The sequence below is a fragment of the Heyndrickxia sporothermodurans genome (assembly GCF_003055045.1).
In the GTDB taxonomy this organism is placed as follows: domain Bacteria; phylum Bacillota; class Bacilli; order Bacillales; family Bacillaceae_C; genus Heyndrickxia; species Heyndrickxia sporothermodurans.
This window is the reverse complement of sequence record NZ_NAZB01000026.1, coordinates 1-25043: the sequence shown is the minus strand read 5'-3', so window position 1 is coordinate 25043 and position 25043 is coordinate 1. Positions and strand designations below refer to the sequence as shown.

Annotated in this window: 20 protein-coding genes; 2 read left to right on the top strand and 18 right to left on the bottom strand. The window is 36.6% G+C overall.

Annotated elements, in window-relative coordinates; all coding sequences use genetic code 11:
* Window positions 1–6: 6 nt before the first annotated feature.
* Genes B5V89_RS12535 through B5V89_RS12525 form a run of 3 tightly spaced genes read right to left on the bottom strand, consistent with a single transcriptional unit; the run spans window position 7 to window position 2205 of the window.
* A complete protein-coding gene (locus tag B5V89_RS12535) occupies window positions 7–1521 on the bottom strand; it encodes an LXG domain-containing protein (protein ID WP_066228112.1) in 1515 nt (504 codons plus the stop codon).
* Window positions 1518–1805 carry a DUF5344 family protein gene (locus tag B5V89_RS12530; protein ID WP_108072284.1) on the bottom strand — a complete coding sequence of 96 codons (288 nt, stop codon included), beginning with the start codon at window positions 1803–1805 and terminating at the stop codon, window positions 1518–1520. Before B5V89_RS12530 ends, B5V89_RS12535 begins: the two co-directional genes overlap by 4 nt.
* Before the next feature lie 16 nt (window positions 1806–1821).
* Window positions 1822–2205, bottom strand: a complete 384-nt coding sequence (locus B5V89_RS12525) for a YwqH-like family protein (RefSeq protein ID WP_066228116.1) — start codon at window positions 2203–2205, stop codon at window positions 1822–1824.
* 912 nt (window positions 2206–3117) lie between these two features.
* On the opposite strand from B5V89_RS12525, the gene B5V89_RS12520 reads away from it, so the two are divergent.
* Complete coding sequence (locus B5V89_RS12520; RefSeq protein WP_066228119.1) at window positions 3118–3321, top strand: hypothetical protein; 204 nt, start codon at window positions 3118–3120, stop codon at window positions 3319–3321.
* 151 nt (window positions 3322–3472) lie between these two features.
* Here B5V89_RS12520 and B5V89_RS12515 read toward each other — a convergent pair whose 3' ends face one another.
* The 11 genes from B5V89_RS12515 to B5V89_RS12465 all read right to left on the bottom strand — a co-directional run bounded on the left by B5V89_RS12515 (window position 3473) and on the right by B5V89_RS12465 (window position 18395).
* Window positions 3473–3835, bottom strand: coding sequence for a hypothetical protein (locus tag B5V89_RS12515; RefSeq protein ID WP_066228120.1), 363 nt, complete (start codon window positions 3833–3835; stop codon window positions 3473–3475).
* A 609-nt stretch (window positions 3836–4444) separates the two neighbouring features.
* Window positions 4445–6385: a glycoside hydrolase family 84 protein gene (locus B5V89_RS12510; RefSeq protein ID WP_142406525.1), complete on the bottom strand. Its 1941-nt coding sequence runs from the start codon at window positions 6383–6385 to the stop codon at window positions 4445–4447.
* Between the two features lie 313 nt (window positions 6386–6698).
* Window positions 6699–8774, bottom strand: coding sequence for an SA1320 family protein (locus B5V89_RS12505; protein ID WP_108072280.1), 2076 nt, complete (start codon window positions 8772–8774; stop codon window positions 6699–6701).
* Window positions 8775–8782: 8 nt separating this feature from the next.
* The gene (locus B5V89_RS12500) at window positions 8783–9643 is read right to left on the bottom strand and encodes a DUF1672 family protein (RefSeq protein ID WP_181294668.1); all 861 of its coding nucleotides are present in this window, start codon (window positions 9641–9643) and stop codon (window positions 8783–8785) included.
* Window positions 9644–9957: 314 nt separating this feature from the next.
* Complete coding sequence (locus tag B5V89_RS12495; RefSeq protein ID WP_108072277.1) at window positions 9958–10890, bottom strand: DUF1672 family protein; 933 nt, start codon at window positions 10888–10890, stop codon at window positions 9958–9960.
* 169 nt (window positions 10891–11059) lie between these two features.
* Window positions 11060–11896, bottom strand: coding sequence for a DUF1672 family protein (locus B5V89_RS12490; RefSeq protein WP_181294667.1), 837 nt, complete (start codon window positions 11894–11896; stop codon window positions 11060–11062).
* 247 nt (window positions 11897–12143) lie between these two features.
* Window positions 12144–13490: a purine-cytosine permease family protein gene (locus B5V89_RS12485; RefSeq protein WP_066228135.1), complete on the bottom strand. Its 1347-nt coding sequence runs from the start codon at window positions 13488–13490 to the stop codon at window positions 12144–12146.
* Between the two features lie 118 nt (window positions 13491–13608).
* Window positions 13609–13938 (bottom strand): cupin domain-containing protein, encoded by a 330-nt coding sequence (locus B5V89_RS12480; protein ID WP_066228137.1) that lies wholly within the window; start codon window positions 13936–13938, stop codon window positions 13609–13611.
* A 1-nt stretch (window position 13939) separates the two neighbouring features.
* Entirely contained in the window at window positions 13940–15685 is a 1746-nt protein-coding gene (locus tag B5V89_RS12475; RefSeq protein WP_066228140.1) for a hydantoinase B/oxoprolinase family protein, read from the bottom strand.
* 2 nt (window positions 15686–15687) lie between these two features.
* Window positions 15688–17733, bottom strand: a complete 2046-nt coding sequence (locus tag B5V89_RS12470) for a hydantoinase/oxoprolinase family protein (protein WP_066228142.1) — start codon at window positions 17731–17733, stop codon at window positions 15688–15690.
* Between the two features lie 119 nt (window positions 17734–17852).
* Window positions 17853–18395, bottom strand: a complete 543-nt coding sequence (locus B5V89_RS12465; RefSeq protein WP_066228145.1) for a helix-turn-helix domain-containing protein — start codon at window positions 18393–18395, stop codon at window positions 17853–17855.
* Between the two features lie 338 nt (window positions 18396–18733).
* On the opposite strand from B5V89_RS12465, the gene B5V89_RS12460 reads away from it, so the two are divergent.
* Window positions 18734–19381: an HAD family hydrolase gene (locus tag B5V89_RS12460; RefSeq protein WP_181294669.1), complete on the top strand. Its 648-nt coding sequence runs from the start codon at window positions 18734–18736 to the stop codon at window positions 19379–19381.
* Between the two features lie 192 nt (window positions 19382–19573).
* Here B5V89_RS12460 and argH read toward each other — a convergent pair whose 3' ends face one another.
* The 4 genes from argH to B5V89_RS12440 are packed head-to-tail and all read right to left on the bottom strand — an operon-like array spanning window position 19574 to window position 25007.
* The gene (argH, locus tag B5V89_RS12455) at window positions 19574–21064 is read right to left on the bottom strand and encodes an argininosuccinate lyase (protein WP_066228154.1); all 1491 of its coding nucleotides are present in this window, start codon (window positions 21062–21064) and stop codon (window positions 19574–19576) included.
* 57 nt (window positions 21065–21121) lie between these two features.
* A complete protein-coding gene (locus B5V89_RS12450; protein WP_066228157.1) occupies window positions 21122–22810 on the bottom strand; it encodes an ABC transporter permease in 1689 nt (562 codons plus the stop codon).
* A complete protein-coding gene (locus tag B5V89_RS12445; protein ID WP_108072274.1) occupies window positions 22807–23910 on the bottom strand; it encodes an ABC transporter ATP-binding protein in 1104 nt (367 codons plus the stop codon). Before B5V89_RS12445 ends, B5V89_RS12450 begins: the two co-directional genes overlap by 4 nt.
* Window positions 23911–23924: 14 nt before the next feature.
* Window positions 23925–25007, bottom strand: a complete 1083-nt coding sequence (locus B5V89_RS12440) for an extracellular solute-binding protein (protein ID WP_066228164.1) — start codon at window positions 25005–25007, stop codon at window positions 23925–23927.
* Window positions 25008–25043: the final 36 nt, after the last annotated feature.

The following is a 25043-nucleotide window of genomic DNA, read 5'->3' as shown; positions in this document are numbered from 1 at the left end:
CCAACTTTACCAAAAAATCTTATCAAGTGTTTTTCCGACATCTTTTGCACAGTCCCAAACTTTATCAACAGCTTTATTAGCAATGTCTTTTGTTACTTCGACTACACTTTGTGGCGGTTCTAATATAGGAATTTTTACGTTTGTTACGCCAAAAACTAGAGCACCTGCTACCGCACCTACTACCGTACCAGCAGGAGGTAAGAGCGCTGATCCATACGCTGCTCCAGCTGCCATAGCCCCGGCACCTGCAGCTAGATCAATCGTTGTATCTACTGCGAATTTCTTAATTTGCTTTCCACCCGTATATTCCCACTTACCTGTTTTATCATTATAAAAATTACCTACAAAGTCATCATACACAGTAAGGCCGGTACCTAAAATTCCAGTACCTTTTCCAAGTTTGGTTAAATTTGAAGCGCTTTTCCAACCTTTAAAACTCTCCCAAATTTTCATTTCATCTTTAAATGTTTTGCTTGCAACCTTTAATTTAGATTGATCTACTCGATCTACATAATTTCTTAAATCTTCAAATTGGCTATTCGTAAATTTATTACTATTTGTTCGAAATAACTTATTACCAATCTTATCATAAAGAGGAATTCCTCCATTAACGAGCTCTGTTACCAAGTCACGATTCCATTTCCACTTACCACCAAGGTTTTCTACGAGTAATTTACGATATTTCTCATAATCTCTTATATTTTTAAGTTCCTGACCTTTAATTTTAATATAAATTTTGCCTTTGTGCTTAAACATTTTAAAATGCAAATCACCAATTCTTAGGAGTTTACCAGAATTCATGATGGCGGCACCAAAACTAACTCCTGTGTTTCTAATTAAAGTAACCAGCCCTAAGTCATCAACCATCTTCTGGAATGTATCCCCGCTTAGTGATTCCCCGGCTTCACCAACCTCTTTTTCACTTAAGAATATTCCATTCTTTGTCCAGTTGCTGATTTTCCCTGTATATTGCTGGATTTCCTGCAATTTTTCGGTGGAGGGGTTTAGCTTAGTTGTACTGTTATGATCGAGGTGGTCTAAATCGTCAATTGTTTCACGAAGATGTGCTTTTGCATCGCTTATATATGTGTCAAATGTTCGTGTGTTGAATGTGGGAGCGGCTACCAAATCATTGACCGAACTCAAATGATGCTGAATGTTTTGTAAGGTATTATGTAATCTTTCTTCTACCTTGGTAAGACCGAGCTTGGCATCGTGTTCAATGAAATCCTCACGGACAAGTCCATCCTGGGATTCATAGTGTTCTACGACGTTTTTAATTTCCCGTAGTTCATCGATATAGCGATCAAGGAATTCTTCTAATAATAAAAGAACAGGTATGTGAAGAACCGTGAAATTTTCCCGTATGGCATTTCCGCCTTCGCCCTTTAAAGCATCGTCCAATCCAATAACTTTTTTCACTGCATTATGAATAGCCAGAAGTTGCTTTTTTTCCGTTTTCTTTTTCATAATGATAAGATCAATTGCATGAGTAAGCTCGGATACTTTCAAAATTTTCATCGCACGGTCTCCTTACCAAAAGTACTATCCGCTATTTTATTCTCCGCTTCAATAAACCTTTCAATAGCAGACCATGCTTCATTTTCAGTAGTAAGTAAAAGGGATTTATATTTTTTAAGGAGTTCATAATAGTTCTGTTCAATGTCTTCAATTTTATTAATGACGCTAAGGGTGGACTTTAGGAACTCCGTTTTTGGTTGATTCAAATCTAGCCTATTTGTCACTGCAATTAAATCGCGCAATATAGGTTCTATTTCACTTTTTACTACTTTAATCTCCTGCATTGTTTTCTCCATTCGTCTAATTTCTTAATCCTGATAGTTCTCTCCTTTTTGAAATAACAGAACTCATAAGATGATGATTTTCACTCTCCAATTGTTTAATTTTCGATTCAATGGCATCGATCACATCTTCAACTTGATTATTGGCTATCTGCTTATAACTTCTATTAATTCTATCAAGTATGTTCAAATGCTTAGAAGCATGCCTACCTGCCCAAGTATTAGATGAAAATTCAGGCTTATAAACTTTTTTTTGGTGATGAATAAGCTCCTCTTGATCATTTTCGATGTTGCTCTTTGCTTTCCATAAGCGTTTTATCTTTAATTCATTCTCAGACATTATTCCAGAAAGTCTAGATATCTCATGATTTAAAATGTTGACGGCTTTTTCCACATCACTCATTCTTTCACCTCCGCAATGGATTCACGTTTCCAAACAGATAAGGTTTTCGTTCCATGACGTAATAAACTAGGAAGTTTCAACACTACTGTCGACTGTAAGAAAATTATCCCTTACTTTTGCATCAATTTTCCATTCTATTTAATTTTACTTATGATAAAAACTGAATTCAATCGTGAAAAAGTCCTAAAAATGGAAAGAGCGGGATTGTTCCTCAAGTCAGGTCAAAAAACTAACTAGGAAAAAAAGTGAATGATTAGGAGTGTATGTGATGTCATCAAACATTACACAAAATTTTTTACGTAAAAATGCCAAAAGTCTGGGGTATAAAATTAACAGGAAACATTTACTTTCGCAACGCAGGCGGGTGGATTAATCAACTATATGAAAAATCGGCAAAAATAGTAGTCCAATTCAGGAGGGATGAAGATGATAAATAGAGAAATTACATGCAAGGCTTGTGAAGGGGCCGGTATGCTTTCTGATGTTAAAGGATGACAGTATACATGTAATGTATGCCATGTAACCGGGGAATTAAATACGGACGGGATCAGGAAACCTGCGAAAGTTATGTCCGTGGATGAAACCAATCGTTTACTTGATTAATGTTTAGGGGGAAAGGAAGCAGACCGAAGCGCAATCTTGATTTAGTCGAGTTTGGCGGACACCGGTTCCGTAGGTTCATTTTATAAAAATAACGGATTCAGTGTCCGTTTTTGATATCACATTGTAAACCTCTCCAAAATCTTTCCCACTTCAATCCCCACATCGTGATTTTTACGCTCGTAATGAATATGTTTTTAATACCCTTTGTTAAATAGTCGGAAAAATGGACCGGAACCACTGTCGGCGCCCATACCATTTATTATTTATTGAATACCATTAATAAATAGGAAGGAGAAAAGGAGGGGAATTATGTCTAATCAAAAACGCGAAAAGGTCATCCATGTGGATAACCTTGTCATACATGCAAAAAATGTTGAAGTTATACAGGAGCGTCCTCATCACACTCAACCAGAAAGAAGAAATCCATGGGACTTCTTTTTCAGAGGACAACCAAGAACCCAAGAAAACTTGGAAGGAACCGCTGAAAACATTTCTCAAGAACAAAACGAATAAAAAATCCGGACGGTTCTTCTACTGTTTCATTGAAGTAAAAGTACCGTCCTTTTTTCTGTAATTTCTTGTAAGTAGGAAGGTAGAACATGAAAACCGTCTCCATGTTCCAAAGAGGATTTTTCTGCAGCATTATGGTTGAAGGTTTACGTGGTTAACCTAATTTGCATTTAATATTGTTAATTTCCCTTTCATTCCGTGCTGTTTTTTCCCATATGAAGTCCTGATCAATTTGATAAGATTTCAATTGTTTTACTATTTCTTTATGCCGTTCCTCTCCTTTTGATTGCATTTCTTGCTGGATACGCTTCATTTCTTGTTGTTCTTGTTTCATTTCTTGTTGTTCTTTTTTCACCTCCTGTTGCTCTTTCTTCATCTCCTGTTGTTCTTTCTTCATTTCTTGTTGCTCCGCCCGAATGGATTTAACATCTGATTGAAGAGTTTTTACATCAGATTGAAGGGTTCCTACCATTCTAATTAATTGTGATAGCATATTTTCAACTTTATCAACATTCATTTTCCTATCACCTCCTTCCAACTATTATATAACAAAGAGATCATTTTAAAAATTTCTTTTATTTGTGTCTATAAGACGGGGACATCATACTTTGGGTTTTGTGACGCATACATTGTTGGAAATTCTACCTTTTTTCCGTTTGTGGATCATAGATTTCTATTTGTGACTCATAGGTTCTTGTTTGTACATCATACTTTGGTTTTTGTGACGCATGCCCCGTTTGAAATTCTACCTTTTTTCCGTTTGTGGATTATAGATTTCTATTTGTGACTCATAGATTCCTGTTTGTGCATCATGCTTTGGATTTTGTGACGCATACGTCGTTCGAAATTCTACCTTTTTTCTGTTTGTGGATCATAGATTTCTATTTGTGACTCATAGATTCCTGTTTGTAACTCATACTTTGGTTTTTGTGACGCATACATCGTTCGAGATTCTACCTTTTTTCTGTTTGTGGATCATAGATTTCTATTTGTGACTCATAGATTCCTGTTTGTGCATCATACTTTGGTTTTTGTGACGCATTCCCCGTTTGAAAATACTGCAAAATCGCGTCCCCGATTATAGAAAACGGGACATTGGACTTGTGGTCCGCCGCCCCATCATTATTTAGTGGATATCAAGCATCTTTGCTACTTTTGATGAAATTTTATTCTCTAATTGATCAGTAAATGGCTGCAGTCTCTTCTTAGCCGGCTTTGTTTTCAATGTACCTTCTAAAGTTGGACGATCATAATTTAAGCTTTGTTTACGTAAAATCGACGCCTTTGAAAAGTGTTTATAGATTTTCGCCTTATTTCCTGCTTCTATCGCGAGCTCTGTTCTGATAAATTCAATATCCGCTAATACCATATCTCTTAATGCTTTCACAAAAGGTGTTAACTCTGTTTTCAGCTTTTTATTTTTAGTTTTTGCTAAAAATCCATTCGCAGCATCTGCAATTTTTTTGAGTTCGTTTATCGTTTCCGGCGCAACTTTTTTTAATGATTTTCCGTTATTCAATTTGGATGTGATGGTCTCGAGCAATTCTTTTATATCTTCACTTTCAGAGAGGGTAAGACCATTAGGGTTAGCATCCGACATATGTTTTGCTAATGTATGCAGCTGTTTCGTTGCATTTGGTTCAATATATTTAAAGCTGTCATCCCAACTTTTTTGAGCGTTAAAGTCTTTCGTATTCCATGAATAATCTGCAATCGCAAAAAGAGCGATTTTCGATGCTTCCGCTTCTTGCATTGGATTTGTTACAGCACCGGAAAGATTCTTAATTCCCGGTTGAAGCATTTCTCCTTTTCCTAAAAATACGCGTGACATATCCACATCATTGACTGGCCAGTTTAGCCAGAATAAGGGATCTCTTCTTTCGACACCATCATTGCTCTTATTTTTAAACGTATCAATGGTAGATTGCTCAATTGGTGCACATGTCGTTGACCCAGTCCAGAAGATTTGAATATCTTTAGGAAATCCTTTTTCATAAGCATTCAATTCTGAAGGATTCCAAGCCCAGCTGGAATTGTAGCTTGCTGGACAGTACAAAATATCATAGACATCTCCTTTTGCTTTTGCCCAATCATGTACGGAATTCATTAGGGAGACAACATAATCGGTTGGAAGACTGCCGACATCATCGCCTAAAACACCGAATTGCCGCACCCCTACATCGTATAATTGATCGAATTTAGCCAGCATTTTTTTCGTATTTTCCTTTAGTTTCAACATCGGATCTCCGCCAGATTGGGCAATTTTAGCAACTTCACCTAACGGGGAAATCGTCCAAACAAACCGTGTCTTGTTTTCATTTCCGACTTGTGCCATTTCCTTAATTTCGGATAACTTTTCAGCGGGATATAATTCATCCCATTTTTCCCTATGATAAGGATCATCTTTTGGAGCAAAAATATAAGACGTCATTTTATATTTTCCGCCAAATCTCATCAATGACATTCGGTCTTCATTGCTCCAAGGGATTCCGTAATATCCTTCTATAAATCCTCTAATTTTTGTGTTTGCATAGTCCTGAATCGATAAGTTTCGTACTTTTTTGTTTTTTAGTTGGCTTAAAATAGCATCTAGCGTCACAACGCCATAAAAACTTGCATCCGTGTCTTTTCCTAAAATTGTAATCGTATTATCTTGAATTTCTAGTTGATAGGCATCAATTTTAGAAAAATCCATTCCTTTCCCTTTCAGATGCTTGGAGGCATATTGATCAACGGGACCGTTTGAACTCTTCGTCCCAACCAATAGATTGATTCTATCGGCAGACGGCTTCTTCCCTACTGTCGGGGTTGGATAACCATTTTGTTTCAATATGGTTTTCACCTTTTTTCTTGTTACAGAATCAATCGTATCATCATAAATCACGCGGATCGGTTTATTTAATTTCGTCTCTCCTTTGTGATAGGATACTTTGTGAGGTATAGGGTAAATTTCATACTCTAATGGATACTTTTCTTTTGCGAAGGTCGTAGGTGCTTTAAAGCTAATCACGGTGCTAAAAATCAAAGTGAAAACAATAGTGAGTTTGATCCAATGTCTAAATTTCAAAAATCTTCCCTTCCTTCTTCGCAATTTTATTTTCTATAATTGGTTTGTTCTAATGAAAATAAAAAGGCATAGAAAACAATTGGGACACTCCCAAGTTTGTTTTCCATGCCTAGTCCTGCCCAGTAACATGAAACCAATTATATACTCACATTCTAAAGCGCTTCCAATCCAAAGGTCAATATAATCTGATGAATTTGGTATTAATTTACTAATAGGGCAAGGGACGATTTCCTTGCTTTGCTTCATTTAATGGGTAGTTGGAAATAGGTGATAGCGTAGACGATGGACCATTGTCCCCTTTCTAATAAAAGCCTCACAATGTCCCTCTTTTAACTTGTTCAATCAATACGTCCATATTTCCTTCTATTGTACTCGCTTGTTGGAATAGTTGTTGAATGGTCTTTGCTTCGTTTTCTGAAAGCTGATAACTTATTTCCCTAAATTGAAGTTTCATTTGCTCTAAGATGCTTAATGCAGAGATATTATATATGATGACTGCCTCATATTGAGTGCCATTGAATAGGGCGATTTCGATGTATGGTTTGAAAGACTGGAGAATGTCCGGTAGATGGTCGATGATATTTGCAATAAGCACTTTCACATGTTCACATGTATCAATGGCAGTTGAAACCATCTGATCCATTTCTGAAATTTTCTCCCTCAGTCGATTATCAAAGGAAACAAAAGGAATACGAATCAAACTGGCTTCGAATTTCATGATCTTTACAATTATTTGAGCGTCATACAGGACATTAATTAGCTGATTGGTAATGGATCCTAATTGATTTAAAATTGGGTCCAATTGAGCAATCGTGTTTTTTGAGAATCGATTAAAATTATATTGAAGCTGTTCCCTGCGAATATCCATTCCCGCTTTCAAATAAGGTGATGGCTCACATATCACCTGTAGTGATGGGGTGATTTTCGTAGAAACAGATTCTAATCCGCCCCCTTTTCCATCCTCTATTCGATTTCCTATTTCAGTATCCAATTGTTCGAACATCTCTTTTACTTCTTCAGTTTGTGTTTTAAAATTTGAAACTTGTTTCAATACGGTCGCTTTATTTACGTCTATTTTTTCATAATGTGCTTTTAATTCATCGACAATACCATCTAGAAAATGATTATCGATTCCTTTAAAGAGAAGTGGAATATCCTTTTGGGTGATGGATGTAATGCATTCCTCTAAATCTAAAATTGCTTGACCTAATTGGGCAATTAATAACGGAAGATTCACTAAACATCCTTGTAATCGACTGATGCTGCTTAGGATTGATGTTATTTTTTCAGCAAAAGGGGAATGAAACAAATCTAGCATGAACCCACCGGCTGGGCTCACTTTTTTCAACATTGACATACCCAAACTTTCAACTTTAACAAATGCTAATAATTGATTGAGCATCGGATTGGATCTAAGTAATTCGTCAAATTGAATTTGGAGATTCGTCTTTCGGTCATCTAAATGACTTCCTTCCGATTCCACTGTCCGAATGGAGTGTTGCAAATAATCATCTGCAGTTTTGCACGATGCCATAACTTGCGTTTCCATAGCGGAAGCTAATTTCGCCATACTTTCTTCATTAATTTTAATCCTCTGTGAAGTCCCGACTGATTCATCGGTAAGCGGATCCCCTGTCCAAATATTCGTGCTGATATAAGCATCTGCCATGAAATGAATTTCCCCATATGAAGGAGTTCCCTTTTTTCCAATAGTTATTTTTTCTTTTATTGTATTAGTTTCTTCATCACTCACATAACCTGTATGATTATTGGCGAAAAATTTCAACCAGCTGATACCGAAATTGATTTTGATGTTTTTTCCGGGCATACGATTTTCGTACCCACCAGCCATTTCCGCTAGTGTTAAAGGATCATAGATTCCACAATAATTAGTGATATTCGCATGTTTATAGTCTTTCATTTCCTTTGCGACATCCGCTGGCAACATTGCTGGATCCAAAGTCACAGAGTGAACCTGTTCCTTGACCGCCACATAATTGGCCAATCCGCCTCCGAGTGAATTTCCTGCCACATGATCAATATGCTTATATTTTTTCTTCATTTCTTTATAATAGGCATGGGCATCTCTGAATTGATCAGCGGTTTTATCCGATAAGACTAAGCTTGCATCTGTCAAAACATCAGCATTGTTCTTTTCAGGTTGCGTGCCTTCGTAGATGATGGAGATTTCTCCTGTTGTATTATCAAGAACTACTGCTGCATCAAGGCCGGATGGAAGGGTGTCATAATTTGTGTCTAGAACCTTATATTCGGTTTTGTTAACCTCTACAACACTGTTTCTTGGTGGATGTTTGTAAATACTAAATCCACTCAACTGTACTAAATTCTGGTCAGGTGTTTGTTTTAAATGAATAAAAGTATTTTCCATTTAATCACCTACTTATAAAGTTTAATAAGGATTTCATCAATTCCCGGAGTTGTTCCTTGATAACTCTTATCTAATCCTGTTTTTTTGTTAATTTCATTACTTTGATTAAAAACGGCATAATTTCCAGGGGGTAATCCTTTTGTCTGTTTAAACTCTCGAATAATGTCATTTGCGAGCTTTTTCTCAGGATTACTATTTCTTTTTTTCATATAAAATGTTAATGAAATTTCTATGCAATTCTTATCTGGAGCATATTCACTTTCAAATTGTTGTTTGAATATTAATTCCCGCAAATCACTTTTTTGGATACTATGATTCTTCATATAGGCGTTATAAGCAAGCGGAAAATCCATGGATAATGTGCTTGTATAATAATAAGGGGTTGTATATCCCGTGTCCCTTGTGTTGTTCACGGCCTCTTGCCTCATCCCAACCACAGGGTATTTCTTCGCAATCATTTCACAAAACTCATCCAGCTTTTTAAATTCCTTTTCATACGCCATCACATAAAGCCCTGACATGATAGCCCCTTCCACAGAGCCTTCATATGCGAAAACATCATCGGATATTTTATTATTTTCTATATTCACACCGACTACAACAGATGTATGAAAATAAGGTTCTTGCTTGGATTCAACAAACACGACAACAGCATTTTTTGCTCCAACAAGATTATGGGGTGTTACTTCTAAACCATATTCTTTTTTGAAAAATTGATCGACCACCTTAATAATCTCTACTCGGTGCTTTTTTGCAAATTCGCCTGTTTTTTCACCGTTATCAAATGAAAAACCTTGGCCTGTGTAGTCTTGGACAGGCATAAATATTTCATCTTCTTCTGCTTTTTTGTTATTGGTTTGACTGTTCATAAAACTGCATCCTCCTAACATGAGGCTAATACTGAGTAGTAAACCGATAGATAGTTTCCATCTTCTTATCATTTCTCCCACATCCCACATGTTTTGCTATTATAAATTTTACAGGATAAAAAAGGTAGGTAAAATAGGATAAAAGGCTTGTGGGTATATGGATAGAGGTTCTTAAGTAGAAATAAACATGTTTTGTTTTTTCACTAAAATGCTTTTGATTTTAAGTGGTTGTTATAAATACTGTATACTTAATTGCACTAAATCTTGATTAGGTGAATACGTTAATCGATCTTATATCTTGTAATTTCATCACCTTATTTATAAAGATTGATAATAATATCATCAATACTTGGAGTTGTTCCCTTAAAGCTTCTTTCATTCCCAGTCTTTTTATTTATTTCATTACTTTCTATAAAAATCCCATAATTACCAGGCGGAAATCCCATTTCCCTTTTAAATTCATTAATTACTTTATTGGCCATTTTTTCATCCGGTAAACTGCGAACTTTATTCACATAAAATGACAATGAAATATCTACAGTATCACTTTCGCTATCATATCCATCTTCAAATTTCTGTTCATAAATTAATTGCCGAAGCTCTTTTTTTGATATGTTATGATCCTTCATATAAGCGTCGTATGCCTTTGGAAAATAATTATTTAATGTACTTGTATAAAAGAATGGTGTTGCATATCCCGTATCCATTGTATTGTTCACAGCCTCTTGCCTCATCCCAACCACAGGATATTTCTTCGCAATCATTTCACAAAACTCATCCAGCTTTTTAAATTCCTTTTCATACGCCATCACATAAAGCCCTGACATGATTGCACCTTCAACCGAACCTTCATATGCGAAAACATCATCGGATATTTTGTTATTTTTTACGTCCACACCGACTACAACAGAGGTATGAAAATAAGGTTCCTGCTTGGATTCAACAAACACGACAACAGCATTTTTTGCTCCTACAAGATTATGGGGTGTTACTTCTAAACCATATTCTTTTTTGAAAAATTGATCGACTACTTTAATAATCTCTTCCCGGTGCTTTTTTGCAAATTCGCCTGTTTTTTCACCGTTATCAAATGAAAATCCCTGGCCTATGTAGTCTTGGACAGGCATAAATATTTCATCTTCTTCCGCTTTTTTGTTATTGGTTTGACTGTTTATAAAACTGCACCCTCCTAACATGAGGCTGATGCTGAGTAGTAAACCGATGGATAGTTTCCGTCCTTTTTTCATTTTCTCACACCTAACATGTTTGGCTATTTTAAATTGGATTTTATTATGTTTACAGCTTTAAAAACATTATATCAAGCCAGAAGTTGTTCCTACGCTAGATACTTAGGGACAGTTTTTGAAGAAACAAGAAAATGTCAAATCACTTTCTTCTATTAAAAACTATCCCCTTTTATCGTCTTATAATAATTTCATCGATATCTGGAACTGTACCTTCATGACTTTTCTCTTTCCCAGAACTTTTAATTAATTCATTACTCCGAAGAGTAATCCCATAATTTCCTGGAGGTAGCCCCTTTGTCTTTTTGAAAAGATTGATAATCTCTTTCACCATTTCCTTACTTGGTTGGCCTTGTTTTTCTTCCATATAAAATGTAAGAGTAACAAGAAAATCTTCTTTATCAAACTTCTTTCTGTTAATTATATTCCGAAGTTCAGCTTTTGAAATTTGATGATGATTAGTAAATGCATCGAATGCTTTAGGAAAATCAGATGCTAGTGTACTTGTATAATAAAACGGAGTACTGTAACCCGTATCCATCGTTTTATTTACAGCCTCTTGCCTCATCCCAACCACTGGATATTTCTTCGCTATCATTTCACAAAACTCATCCAGCTTTTTAAATTCCTTTTCATAAGCCATCACATAAAGCCCTGACATGATTGCACCTTCAACAGAGCCTTCATATGCGAAGACATCATCGGAAATTTTATTATTTTCTATATTCACACCGACAACAACAGACGTATGAAAATAAGGTTCTTTCTTGGATTCTACAAATACGACAACTGCATTTTTTGCTCCTACAAGATTATGGGTTGTTACTTCTAAACCATATTCCTTTTTGAAAAATTGATCGACTACTTTAATAATCTCTTCCCGGTGCTTTTTTGCAAATTCCCCTGTCTTTTCACCGTTATCAAATGAAAATCCTTGGCCTGTGTAGTCTTGGACAGGCATAAATATTTCATCTTGTTCTGCTTTTTTGTTATTGGTTTGACTGTTCATAAAACTGCATCCTCCTAACATGAGACTGATGCTGAGTAGTAAACTGATGGATAGTTTCCATATTCTTTTCATTTCTCCCACATCCTACATGTTTTGCTAATTAAAATTTTACAGGATAAAAAAGGAAGGTGAAATAGGAGAAAAGATTCGTATGTATATTGAAGGAGGCTTTTGACAGGCATAAAATAGGGGAACGGTTCCACTGTTTTATAAAAACAAATATACCGTTCCCGTACTTATGTTAAATTTAAATCACCTTTTTCTCATTTAAAAATTTGGAATCACTTTTAACCATGACTTCAGTAAAATGATCTGGAGCTACTTTAGCTTTTATTTTCATAGCCAGTATATAGACAAGTCCAGAAACGATAATGGATTGAACAGCTGGTAGACCAAATGAATGAACATATTGTGTATAGTATCCGACAAACGTTCCCACTACTAAAGCAATTGTAGCCATCCAGTTCCACCCTTTATGATCAACCCATTGATGCTTTCTGATAAAAAAGAAGTCAGCCATCATAACACCACCAATAGCTGGGTATATAAGGGCGGTCATATAAAGGAAATCCGTAAAATAATCAAGAATACCAGCAAGGGCGATGACAATCGCAATAAGTGTTCCGGCTAAAGTAAGCAAGGCACGACCTTTATTTGAGTTAACATTTAACATATTAGCCAATGCAAGTCCCATACTATAATTATTCACTAATTGACTCGTCCAAGTAGCTAACCATAAAATGAGAAATCCCCACACTGGAAAGCCAAGATTCATCATAACATTTACTATATCCGCATCTCCAACACCAATCGACATAATTGCACCAACATAAAAGAGTGGGAAACCCACGGCAATAATACCTAATGGGATTAAGACATTATCCTTTACACGTGGCTTGGCATATCGCGTATAGTCAGATGCAATCACCCATTGAGAAACATTGATTCCAATAACTAGACTAATAGCAGCTAGTATGGTCATTTGGGGTTCTGGGCTCCAAGAGGCAATTGTATGCCAGCCTGTATTTTTTAATGCATAAAAAATTCCAAAAGCAATCAATAAGAGACCTGCTGGTACCGCTAAATAGTCTGTCCACTTCATCGATGAATAACCGATAATAGATGGAAGAGCGAAGAATAAACCTGCAATAACAGTTACAACCGCCCAAGGGAACCATTGTGTCTGATAATCGATACCAATCATGGCAGAAATGGCATTCCCTGCAACAGCCGTTTGCAATGCCCACCATCCCAATGATACGATAAAAATAGTTAAACCTACGATAAATCTAGCTTGATTAGCCCCAAAACTAGTTCGTGCAATAACTGAAGAAGTTCGTCCTGTTTTCGCCCCAATATATCCTTGCAAAGCATTACCAATCCATTGAAAAACAAATAAGGCAATGAGTAAAATCCAAAATATTTTACCTAGTCCAAAGCTGGCAGCTAACGAAGCCCCCACCATTAATACGGGAATAGTAAATTCTAGTCCACCAAAAATAACTGCTGGAGAAATCCAATGTTGCCTTTCATTCAAAGGCACTGCCGAAAGCGCCTCATCTTTTCCGCCTTTTTTTAATGATACGTCCTCCATCTTCTTCAACCCCTTAACCATATTTGACGAACATCTTCCTATGAAAATAATTAGCAATATTCTGTTAAATTATAGTGTGAAAAAAACCTTGTCAAGCAAGGTCTTTTTCCATAGGTTTCTATCCAACTAGCACCCATACAATTTCACAATCTTCATCTCCATCATTATAGGCAATATGTTCTTGCCCAGCTGGAATGAATGTTGCTTCACCACTTGTGACTTTAAACGTTTTACCTATTGTTTCAGTAACAATGGAACCTTTTATCACAATTGAATACTCATTTTCTTGATGATTTGAAACACCTGTCAATGGCACCCGCTTCCCCGGTGGAATAACGACCGTACCCATTTTCATTGATCCCGACAAAGCTTCGTGAGAAAAAACTGTTTTTAATGGAACGACAGCATTTGGATCAGCTGATAGGTTTTCAATTTTCATGACTTCCATACTATGCACCCCTTTGTTTGCGTTTATCTGTTAAATCTTCAACTGTAAAATCTTTTTCATTAATAATGACACCATATTCATCTTCGGCTTGTTGTATTGAAAGATATCCATTTCGCACATCTCTAGCTACTTTTTCTGCCGGTCGTTTGAATGGATCGCCATATCCACCCCCAGTAGCAGTGACTAATTTCACAACATCACCTTTATTTAATGGATACCTTGGAAAAATTCCATATGGTCCATCAACTTCACCATTTGCTTTTTCAATAAAAAATTCATTAGCTGAACCACTTTTTCCACCATTAATACCCCATGGCACAAATTTATTACGACCAAACGTTACAGAGACTGTTTGATTATCTGATAGTGCTCGATAAGAGCGTATGACTCCTGAACCACCAATGAATTCTCCCGCCCCTGCTCCATCAGAACGTAAGCTGTATTCATCCACCATTATCCCATAACGAGTCTCTGCTACTTCAACAGGAACATTGTATGTTTCACCATCACCAATACAGAATTGGCCCCTTGCCCCATCTTGTCCATCAGCTCCACCCCATCCTCCTACGGATGGTTCAACGATTAGAAACGGTTCATTTGTGTCTTGATGGATTCCAGATAGGACAACTGAACAAACCGATAATAAATGTCCAGCTGTTAAACGATGTGGTACAACTGGAGCAAGTGCTTTCCAAATCAAATCAGCCCCTGCCTGCATACTTTCCCAATAAATAGACACTGGAGCTGGACGCTCTGCAGATAGGACAGATCTTTTATCAGTAATAATTTCCAAAGGTCTGAACACACCATCATTTGCATCGACTGATGGATTGGTAATAGCTAGAAAAATGGCACGTACGGCTGAAACTAGCGCCGTATAGGAACAGTTTATCGGTCCCGGAACCTGTGGATGACTGCCACGGAAATCGGCAATGAATTTATCCTCAGTAATGGTTACTTTCACTTTTACTTTAAATGGCCCATTCCCAAAACCATCATCGTCTATATAGTCCTCTGATTCATAAGTGCCTTTTGGTAATTTGCTTAGTTCCTTGCGGGCAAGTTTTTCTCCGTGATCTAACAAATAGTCTACTGAAGCTAGAACCATACTTTTTCCATGCTTCTCACATAATTCCTTCACTCGTTTTTCCCCTGTCTTAAGAGCAGCAACCTGTGCCCACATATCACCTAAGGATAACTCTGGGAATCGTACGTTTGCTTGAATCATGTCCACAATGGCTTGATTGATTTTCCCTTCATTAAAGAGCTTTACACATGGGAATTGCAGTCCCTCTTGAAAGATTTCCGTCGCATCATTACTGAAAGAGCCAGGGTCTTTCCCACCAACTTCAGTCCAATGTGCCTTGTTTGCAGAAAAAGCAACCAGTTCGCCATCACTAAAAATCGGCATTACGAGTCCTACATCTGAAAGATGGGAACCACCACCTCCGTAGGAATCATTAATAATAATGATATCTCCTTCCTTTAAATCAGCTGAACCAAACTTTTGAAGTGTCTGTTTCACCATAGCCGATAGCATGCCGATAAAGCCTGTTACTCCATTCCCTTGTGTTAATAGCTGACCCTTTGCATCGAGAAGACCACTCGCATAATCAAGAACCTCATAAATAATTGGACTCATCGATGTTTTTGCTAGTGCGATGAACATTTCATCCCCAATGGCGATTAAAGAATCCTTAACGATTTCTAATGTGAACGGATCAACTTTCGTTTGAAGTTGCGTCATTTTCACTCCCCCCCCGTATCAATGATTAAATTTCCATATTCATCTACAGTCAGTGATTGGCCAGGATATAGAACTGTAGAAGCTGAGGTTTCTTCAACAATCGCAGGTCCCGAAATCTGTACCTCTTTATTCAATAATTGTCTGTGATAGATATTCGTTTCTAACCAACCAACTTCCTCAAAATATACTTGGCGAGTTTCCTTAAGGGCCTGTTCAAGGCTTCCGCTACTTGCCGATAGCTTTTTAAGCTGAGGTTTCATTACCCTTCCAAAAGCGGTTAAATGAAGGTTCACAATTTCGGCCGGTGTTCCTTCTAATTTAAATGTATAATGTTGTTCGTGAAGATCAGCAAAATGATTCACTACTTCTAAAATGGTCTCTTCTGTCCACTGTCCACTTGGTACTGGTACCTTTACTGTATGCTCTTGTCCAAGATATCGAATATCTGCATATCGGGAAAATATGACTCTACTTTCGTCAATATCTTCTTCTTTAAACTGAGTAAGAGATTTCGCTTCTAGCGAATTCCACTCTTTATTCAATTCTTTTAGATCTACCTGCAGAAGTCTCTTAATATATGTTTGAATGTAGTCATGGCGCAGGTCTGTCATTAACATTCCCCATGCAGAAAACACGGGTGAAGCAACTGGAACAATTACTTTCTTGACTCCTAGTTCTTTTGCTAAAGCAGGGGCATGCATTGATCCTCCGCCACCAAATGCGACTAAACTGAAATCACGGGGATTATGTCCCTTACGAATCGAAATTAACTTTAACGCGTTTAGCATATTGGAATTCGCAATCCGAATAATACCTAGTGCTGCTTCCTCAACCGAAAGATCAAAATAATCAGCTACTTTTTCCTTAATCGCAGTTTTTACCTTATCTAAGTCAACTGCATAATCGAAATTATCTGGTGAAAGACGTCCCGTTACTAAATTAGCATCGGTTGTAGTCGGCTCGGTACCACCCTGACCGTAAGCAACTGGCCCCGGCAAAGCACCGGCAGATTGCGGACCAACCTTCAGAGAACCAGCATCATCAATCCAAGCAATGGAACCACCGCCATTTCCAATTTCGACGATATCTACAACCGGTACTTTAATGGGATAACCTGCATTACGTTCGTCTTTTTCAATGAAATACTCAGTAGAGACCTTGACTTCCCCTTTATTGATTAACGAACATTTTGCTGTCGTTCCGCCAATGTCAAAAGCGATAATATTGTCTTCTCCAATAATTTCACCAAGAACGGCTGCACCATATATTCCCGCAACAGGGCCGGATTCTACCATATTAATAGGAGTTTGCTTTGCGCGACTAAAGGTAGTTGTCCCTCCGTTAGATTGCATAATGTAATTTTGACTATGTGTCTCATTTTCGAGTAGCTTTGTATGTAAACGATTCACATAGGATGCAGCAATAGGTTTTACATATGAATTAAGAACGGCTGTATTTGTTCGTTCATATTCGCGCCATTCCTGAGTTACATCATGAGAGGCTGTAACAGCTACCTCAGGCCATAATTCTTGAATCATCTTTACTGTTTCAATTTCATGGACTGGATTCACATATGAATGAAGGTATGAGACAGCAATAGCTTCCACATTCTCTTTTTGAAAATATAAGATAATATCTTTCAATTGCTCTTTATTTAATCGAGAAACAACTTCTCCTTTGTAATTTAAACGTTCATCTATTTCTTGACGTAAGTATCGTTCAACAAATGGCTCAGGTTTTTTATATCGAACATTGAAAAGATCCGGCCTATTTCCTCTAGCAATCTCAAGAACGTCACGGAAGCCTTTTGTAGTAATTAAACCTGTTTTCACTCCTTTTCTTTCCGTTAATGCATTAATGATGACCGTCGTACCGTGGATAAATGTTTGAATGGCTGTTTGATCAATTTGACTTTTTTCAATAACATCGATGACACCTTTTTCAAAATTTGGTGGTGTGGTATGGCTTTTGGCTACACCAATTTCTCCATCTTCATTTACATAAACTAAATCGGTAAACGTTCCACCAATATCTGTAGCTACTCGCATTGACTAATTCCACCTTTCTATGAATAATCAAATTTTCTAGTATTACGTTTTATGAACGGACAAATTGAAGCATTGTCACAAGTGAGCGTTTCCTACTACAACTACCTTGATTCTTCCTGTTAAAAAATCACTGGGGTCAAGACACTAAGAAGTATCGCTTCCTCATTTGATGGGTTTTCAACAGTATGTGGAATCGTTGAAGGGAAATGAATAGAATCTCCTTTTCGAACTAAATACTCTTCACCTTCTAATTGAAAAACAACCATTCCTTCTACTACGTAATAAAACTCCTCACCAGGGTGGCCAAATTTCTGTGTTTGCTTTTGATTAGGTGTAAGCGTGACTAAGATTGGTTCTAGTAATCTACCAGCAAACTCACCATTCTTTCTTACATAAGTAAACTCTGAGCCTTTAATATTGAACGGATGATGTTCATTTGCCTTAACTACATATTTTTGATTCGATGTTTCTTCAAAAAATTCTGCCATTTTTGTGTTTAATGCATCCGCAATTTTCTTTAAGGATGTAATAGCTAGAGATGTAGTCCCCCTTTCAACCTGAGATAAGAAACTAATGGAAAGCTCTGTCCGTTCACTAAGATCCTTCAAAGTTAATCCCTTTTGAATTCTCAATTCCTTGATTTTTTTATTAATTTCTTCCATGTTAAACTCCTTTTAAGAAATACAGGAAAATTACACTGATACTGAAATTTAATTAAAGTATTACTTTAATTGATTATATAGTATCACATAACATTTAGAATCAAAAGAAGATTCAGTTAATATTTTAAAAATTTTTTAAAGAATCTAGGATAAGGTATTTTATTTAGCTTTGCACAAGTAGGAATAATAATTAAAAATTATATTTAATTCTAGAAATGCCATTCAACATGCCCTTGGATACCTTGAAAAAGTCCCATTGCTTCAACTAGATATTTTTCATAGACTATAAATGAATAAGAAAATAACAGAATAGATGATTTACTGGAGGGAAAAAATTGATAAAAGCGATAATTTTTGATTTTGATGGATTGATTTTAGACACCGAGACCATTTGGTATGAGTCTTATAAGGAAACAATGAAATCGTATAAATGTGACTTACCGTTAGAACAGTTTTCTAAATGCATCGGTTCAGATGATACGGCATTATACGCCTATTTCAAGGAGCAACTTGGAGATGATTGCGATATTCAAGAAATTGAAGATGCCGCTAAAACCTTTTATGAGAAAAAAATGACGGCACCCGTAGCCCGCGCAGGAGTAAAGGAATATTTAGAGGATGCTAAGAAATTAGGATACAAAATTTCCTTAGCAACAAGTTCGTCCAAAATGTGGGTAACGAATTATTTATCGCAATTAAACCTACTGCACTATTTTGACATCTTAATTACAAAGGATGATGTCGATAAAGTAAAGCCAGCACCAGATTTATACTTAAAAGCAGTGGATTCTTTAAACATTAATCCTTCTGAAGCCATTGCATTTGAGGATTCACTTAACGGTCTGCAAGCAGCACTTGCTGCAGGTTTAAAATGTGTCATCGTACCAAATCCCGTGACGGAACATCTTGCTTTTGAAAATCATCATTTACGTCTGCAGTCAATGGCAGATATGAGTTTGTCTGAGGTTATTAGAAAGGTAGAGTAGCAGTTCTTTGATTCCATTCCTATAGTTACGACCTCTAATGACCTTTTTTACAATAACCTTCTTTCCCAATATAATGTAGAAAAGACCCACTCTTCGTTTGTAACGATGTTGAGGGTCTTTTTTGTACTACTTAACTATTAATATGGAAAATTCACAATTAGAAATTTAACATTCAACTACATCCGATCCGATTTATAACCTATATTCAACAAGTTCCTTGTGCTTTGCATTCAGCTGATTACTAATTCTCTCATATACTTTCAACTTGTTTAAAAGTAATCCCTTTCTGCCAGCAATCATTCTTGTTACCTCATCCGAGCTAGGACCACCTTGGATTTTTCTTATTTCCACAAAATATTCTGGAGAAATGATCTTCTTCCACTCTTCTTCAGTTAACGCTACATCGAAATATTCCTTGATAATCTGATTAATTTCTTTACTATCCCAATCATAAAGTTCTTTTTTCTCTTTAACCGTGACTTTCGAAATATGGCTAGCTATAGAATGGGCTTTTCTGAATGGAATATCAAAATCTCGTGCTAATGTATCCGCTAATTCCGTAATTGTAATGCTAGATTTTCTGGCCATCTTTGCCATATGTTCTTTGTTTACCTTCAATGTGCTAATAACGGCATACATGAGTCTCAATACTCGATTTGCATTATTAAAGGCACGATATAAATGTGGCTGCAGATCATCCTCCGTATCAACAATATCACCAAAAGGGGTATTGTGAATCATGTTCATTGCAGCTAGAGCATCCCCATAGGCACTACTTGCGATTGAACGAGAATGCTCGATGGAAACTGGGTTTCTTTTTTGAGGCATAATACTGCTTATTTGTACATAAGGATCCGCCACAATAAATGAGCCGAATTCTCTTGTTACGTGTTGCAAAAAGTCCTGAATCCATCTACCCGTATTAACCATTAATGTCATCAATGATGTTGAGGTTTCTAATATATAATCAGCACCAGCAATTGAATCATAGGAGTTTTCAATCACACGATCAAACCCTAATAATTCACATGTTCGATCACGGCAGATTGGAAAGCCTGTAGTCGTTAAAGCAGCTGCACCAAGTGGTGATTGATTCACCGTTTCAAAAGCCGACCATAAGCGTTTAATATCTCTTTGCAATACATCATAGACGGCTAATAAATAATGACCAAGTGTCGTTGGTTGTGCTGGTTGTGTATGTGTATAGCCAGTCATATATGTTTCAATATGCATTTCAGATAGATCTAGTAACGCTTCGCTTAATTGGTAGGCATTTCTAAGCGTTGTGAGAAGATGCTCTCGCAATACTAATCGATACATTGCAACACCCATATCATTTCGACTTCGGGCAATATGAATTTTCCCTGCTAATTCTTCACCAATTACATCACCGATTTTTGCTTCCATCATAAAAAATAAATCTTCAAATTGTGGTTGATAACATAAAGAAGCCGTATCCGTTTTTGCCACTTTATTGATCCCATCTAGCATCACCTTTGCCTCTTCAACACTAATAATCTTTTGTTCAGACAACATAATCACATGTGCGCGATGAATATCAAACATAACATGAAATAAGTAATCCCTTTGGTCATTAAATACAGGCTTTAATAGCTCTTCGACATAAGTTTTTCCTGGAAAAACATTACCTTCCTCTTTAATAAATTCATCCAATTTATTCATGTTAACACTCCGATTTCGTTTGCATTATTATTTTACCTATTTCACAAATCTCACTAGTTATAACGATTGCTCAGCTTTTACACCGAAAAACTTATTGGAGATAAAGAGCACAAGTGCAATAAGAATGATTTGAAACATTCCATATGCTGCTGCTTGCCCCATGTTAAACATTCGCAGTTGGTTCATAATTTCAATTGAAATTGGTCGGTTCGATAAGGTATACAAGAGAACCGATGTTGGGAATTCACCTACAGATTCAACGAACGCAAGCAATGTTCCTGACATTACCCCAGGCATAATAATCGGTAATATCACCTTCCTAAATGTATAAAACCATTTAGCTCCTAAATTTCGGGAAGCTTCTTCCAATGAATCATCCAATTGCTCTAAAACAGCATTCGTAGAACGAACGACCAACGGAATATGCCGGACAAAATAGGCTAAAGGAAGAATCCAGAAAGTCCCGACTAAAATATTTCCGAATGAAAAGATATTTGGTTCATTGAAAGCAAATATTAAATTCATCCCGATAACCGTTGCTGGCAAGGCCCACGGAATCATGACTAGAATGTCGACAAAGCTCTTCCCTACAAATTTTCGTTTAACTAATAAGTAAGAGGCAAAAACACCAAACACTAAATTTCCAGCAGTTGCAAGGATAGCAAGCAATAAACTATTTTTGATTGGTTTCCATATATTTGGATCGTCTAATAATAGACGATAATTTTCAATGTTAAACACAGTCGGATATGTTTGCCATGTCCACGTACCATCTGGAACGAGAGATAGTAATAAAATAGTCAAATGCGGAAGCAATAATATAATAACAGCGATGACTCCAGATACAACAAGGATCCATTTAACAAACGGATTTTTCACCTCACTTCGATGGGCTCCTATTCCCTTTGTTGCCATTCGATAGTCCTTTCGATTCTGATACCATCTCATAAAAATTAGGAAACTAATCGATACAATGGATAAAATAACCGATTGGGTAGCGGCAATTTCCATATCCCCATTGATTTTGGAAAAATATATCTGTAAGCTTAACACCCGATAACCACCTGCAAGCAGGAATGGGGCACTAAATGAAGCCATTGATATCATAAATACAAGAAGGGATGCGGCAACAATAGCTGGTGTTAATAATGGAAAAGTAACTTTCCAAAACACTTTAAACTTACTCGCCCCTAAGTTATAGGCAGCCTCCTCTAAACTTGGGTCAATTTTATTGATGGCGGACGATACAGTCATGTAAAAATACACGTACATCGTATAGGCATGGACAATCAATATCCCCGATACTCCCCCAAGCTTAAAAGGAACCTTTTCTAAACCAAACAAGTCCTTAATGCCATTAGGAATTAAACCCGTTTCACCATATAAAAACATAAATGCCATTACACCTACCAGTGAAGGTAAAACCATTGGCATGATGGCTGCCGTTGAAAAGAAACTCCTTCCAGGAAAGTCATATCGATTAAAAATGATTGCCAATGGAATCCCTATTAAAGCACTGACAAATACACTTAAAAGAGAAATATAAACTGAATTCCACAAAGCCTCTAAATTTGTTTTTGATTCTTGAACAAAAAAGTCAGAGTAATTCGCAAATGTAAAAGTTTCTCCCTGATATAAGCTCTCGATCAATGTCTTAATGGATGGATAAAGAACATAGGCAATTAAAATCAATAAGATTGGAATTAATAATAAAATCGTTAGACGATTATTCCTATTTTTTATCATTTTATTTCACCGCTTATCTTTGGAATAATACGGATACTTTCTTCCGGAAGATTGATCCAAACATTCGTGCCTTTTTGAAGATGTGACAAATCATTCGAATTTAACATATTTACTTTGAGCATCAAACCATTTACATTGACTAACACTTCAATCATTGAACCAAAAAATTGAATCAGCTCAAGCTTCCCTTCCAGCGCATTCACGCTATCAAATCGATTGGGTGATAGTTTAATAGATTCGGGTCTAATTGAAAGAACAACATCCTCGTTTTCCTTAGGTTCTCGGTAATTAAATGGGGTATGGTTCACATGTAACCTTTTAGATCCATCTAGGATACTCACTTCAATCGTTTGCTCGTCTGTTTTTTCTATTTTCATTGGGATAAAGTTAATTTCCCCTATGAAGCTAGCAACAAAATCATTGGCTGGTTCATTATATATTTCTGAAGGAGTCCCTACTTGATGACAAACCCCAAAATTAAAGACGGCAATGCGGTCACTCATTGATAAAGCTTCTGCTTGGTCATGTGTCACGTAAATCGTTGTTATATGATAATCACGTTGTAGTCGCAAAATTTCTGTTCTCATTTCATCCCGTAATTTTGCATCTAGATTACTTAACGGTTCATCCAATAAGAGAATTTCGGGTTCAATTACTAATGCCCTTGCCAGTGCGACACGTTGCTGCTGCCCTCCACTTAATTGACTCACTTGACGATCACTATATTTTTCTAAACGAACTTTCTCTAGTACTTCTTTAACTCTCTTTTTTATTTCACTTGATGCGACTTTTCTAACTTTTAATCCGAATGCTACATTTTCGAAAACCGTCATATGAGGAAACAAGGCATAGTTTTGAAAAACCATGCCTGTATTTCTTTTTTCGGGAGGAACACGCGTCATGTCCTTTTCTCCAAAACGAACAACACCTTTAGATGGATAATAAAAACCGGCAATCATTCGAAGAGTTGTCGTTTTCCCACAGCCACTTGGTCCTAAAAAGGTAAAAAACTCCCCTTCGTTTATTTTTAAATTTAGCTGATCTACAGCAACGACTTTTCCAAAGGCTTTTTGGACGTTTTCGAGATTAATAGACGCCATTTCTAGTTCACTTCCTATTCTTTTATCTGTTTATCGCCATTTTTAATATTTTCATCCCAGTATTTCATCCATTCATCCGATTTACTTTGGAATACTTTCCAATCAATATCCATCTCTTTTATTTCTGTATTTTTAATCCAGTCTGGTAAATCGGTTACATCATTTCTCGTCGGAATACGATAATGTTCTTCCGCTAAAATTTTTGCTGCCTCAGGTGTATTGACAAATTCATAGAATGCTTTTGCTGCCTTTGGATGTGGAGCGTTCTTTATCATCGCTATACCTTCTGTTAAAACAGGTGTACCACTTTCAGGAATAATAAACTCAAATGGGTATTTCTTTTGTTCTTTTAACATAACAACATCAGGCATATCCCAAACAGTGACAGTCCCTTCCCCTTTGGCCACTTTGTTGTACATCATTTCTGGATTAGCCGAATATTCTTTTGTATTGTTATCCAGTTTTTTCAACCATTCATAGCCTTTAGCAGGATCTTGAGAATCTTTAAAATCACGATAAATCATCGCTGAAAAAATGGTTCTCATTGTCCCAGAAGCTAGTGGATAACGAATAATAACCTTATCCTTCCATTTTGGATCAAGAAGATCATCCCAATCTTTTGGTGCATCTTCTTTTTTCAGAAGCTTAGAGTTATACATAATCACTTCCGGTGTTTGACTCGTACCAGTCCAGTACCATTCAGGATCATGGAAACCTTCTTCGAGCGTCTTCGCATAAGACGGTTCATAAGGCTCTAATAGATCTTCTTCTTTAGCTTGATCAAAGCTTGTCGAAGGTGCTCCCCACCATATATCTGCCTGAGGATTATTTTTCTCTGATCGGACACGGTCCAACACCTCTTGTGAGCCCATGTCGAGCCATTCTACATCAATTCCATATTTATCCTCAAACAGCTTTTCAAATTGACCTAAAATATCTTTTCCATGTGGTGAGTAAACAACAATTTTGTCTTCTAAATCTTTTGCTTTTCCCTTATTAGTTCCGGAGCTTTTTTCTCCGGAGCTACATGCTGAAAGAATCAAGGTTGCAGATAATGATAATGTTGCTAATAAAGAAACAAATTTTTTCTTCTTCATAATTCTCCCCCCGTTTATGAATGCGTTTTGTCAAAA

What these genes read in the sequence shown, in the direction of transcription:
- B5V89_RS12445 (WP_108072274.1), bottom strand. Translation starts at nt 23,910, where the DNA reads ATGGCGTCTATTAATCTCGAAAACGTCCAAAAAGCCTTTGGAAAAGTC.
- B5V89_RS12480 (WP_066228137.1), bottom strand. Translation starts at nt 13,938, where the DNA reads ATGGAAGTCATGAAAATTGAAAACCTATCAGCTGATCCAAATGCTGTC.
- B5V89_RS12475 (WP_066228140.1), bottom strand. Translation starts at nt 15,685, where the DNA reads ATGACGCAACTTCAAACGAAAGTTGATCCGTTCACATTAGAAATCGTT.
- B5V89_RS12535 (WP_066228112.1), bottom strand. Translation starts at nt 1,521, where the DNA reads ATGAAAATTTTGAAAGTATCCGAGCTTACTCATGCAATTGATCTTATC.
- B5V89_RS12500 (WP_181294668.1), bottom strand. Translation starts at nt 9,643, where the DNA reads ATGAACAGTCAAACCAATAACAAAAAAGCAGAAGAAGATGAAATATTT.
- B5V89_RS12520 (WP_066228119.1), top strand. Translation starts at nt 3,118, where the DNA reads ATGTCTAATCAAAAACGCGAAAAGGTCATCCATGTGGATAACCTTGTC.
- B5V89_RS12530 (WP_108072284.1), bottom strand. Translation starts at nt 1,805, where the DNA reads ATGCAGGAGATTAAAGTAGTAAAAAGTGAAATAGAACCTATATTGCGC.
- B5V89_RS12465 (WP_066228145.1), bottom strand. Translation starts at nt 18,395, where the DNA reads ATGGAAGAAATTAATAAAAAAATCAAGGAATTGAGAATTCAAAAGGGA.
- B5V89_RS12515 (WP_066228120.1), bottom strand. Translation starts at nt 3,835, where the DNA reads ATGAATGTTGATAAAGTTGAAAATATGCTATCACAATTAATTAGAATG.
- B5V89_RS12505 (WP_108072280.1), bottom strand. Translation starts at nt 8,774, where the DNA reads ATGGAAAATACTTTTATTCATTTAAAACAAACACCTGACCAGAATTTA.
- B5V89_RS12485 (WP_066228135.1), bottom strand. Translation starts at nt 13,490, where the DNA reads ATGGAGGACGTATCATTAAAAAAAGGCGGAAAAGATGAGGCGCTTTCG.
- B5V89_RS12525 (WP_066228116.1), bottom strand. Translation starts at nt 2,205, where the DNA reads ATGAGTGATGTGGAAAAAGCCGTCAACATTTTAAATCATGAGATATCT.
- B5V89_RS12470 (WP_066228142.1), bottom strand. Translation starts at nt 17,733, where the DNA reads ATGCGAGTAGCTACAGATATTGGTGGAACGTTTACCGATTTAGTTTAT.
- argH (WP_066228154.1), bottom strand. Translation starts at nt 21,064, where the DNA reads ATGAATAAATTGGATGAATTTATTAAAGAGGAAGGTAATGTTTTTCCA.
- B5V89_RS12495 (WP_108072277.1), bottom strand. Translation starts at nt 10,890, where the DNA reads ATGAAAAAAGGACGGAAACTATCCATCGGTTTACTACTCAGCATCAGC.
- B5V89_RS12440 (WP_066228164.1), bottom strand. Translation starts at nt 25,007, where the DNA reads ATGAAGAAGAAAAAATTTGTTTCTTTATTAGCAACATTATCATTATCT.
- B5V89_RS12450 (WP_066228157.1), bottom strand. Translation starts at nt 22,810, where the DNA reads ATGATAAAAAATAGGAATAATCGTCTAACGATTTTATTATTAATTCCA.
- B5V89_RS12490 (WP_181294667.1), bottom strand. Translation starts at nt 11,896, where the DNA reads ATGAACAGTCAAACCAATAACAAAAAAGCAGAACAAGATGAAATATTT.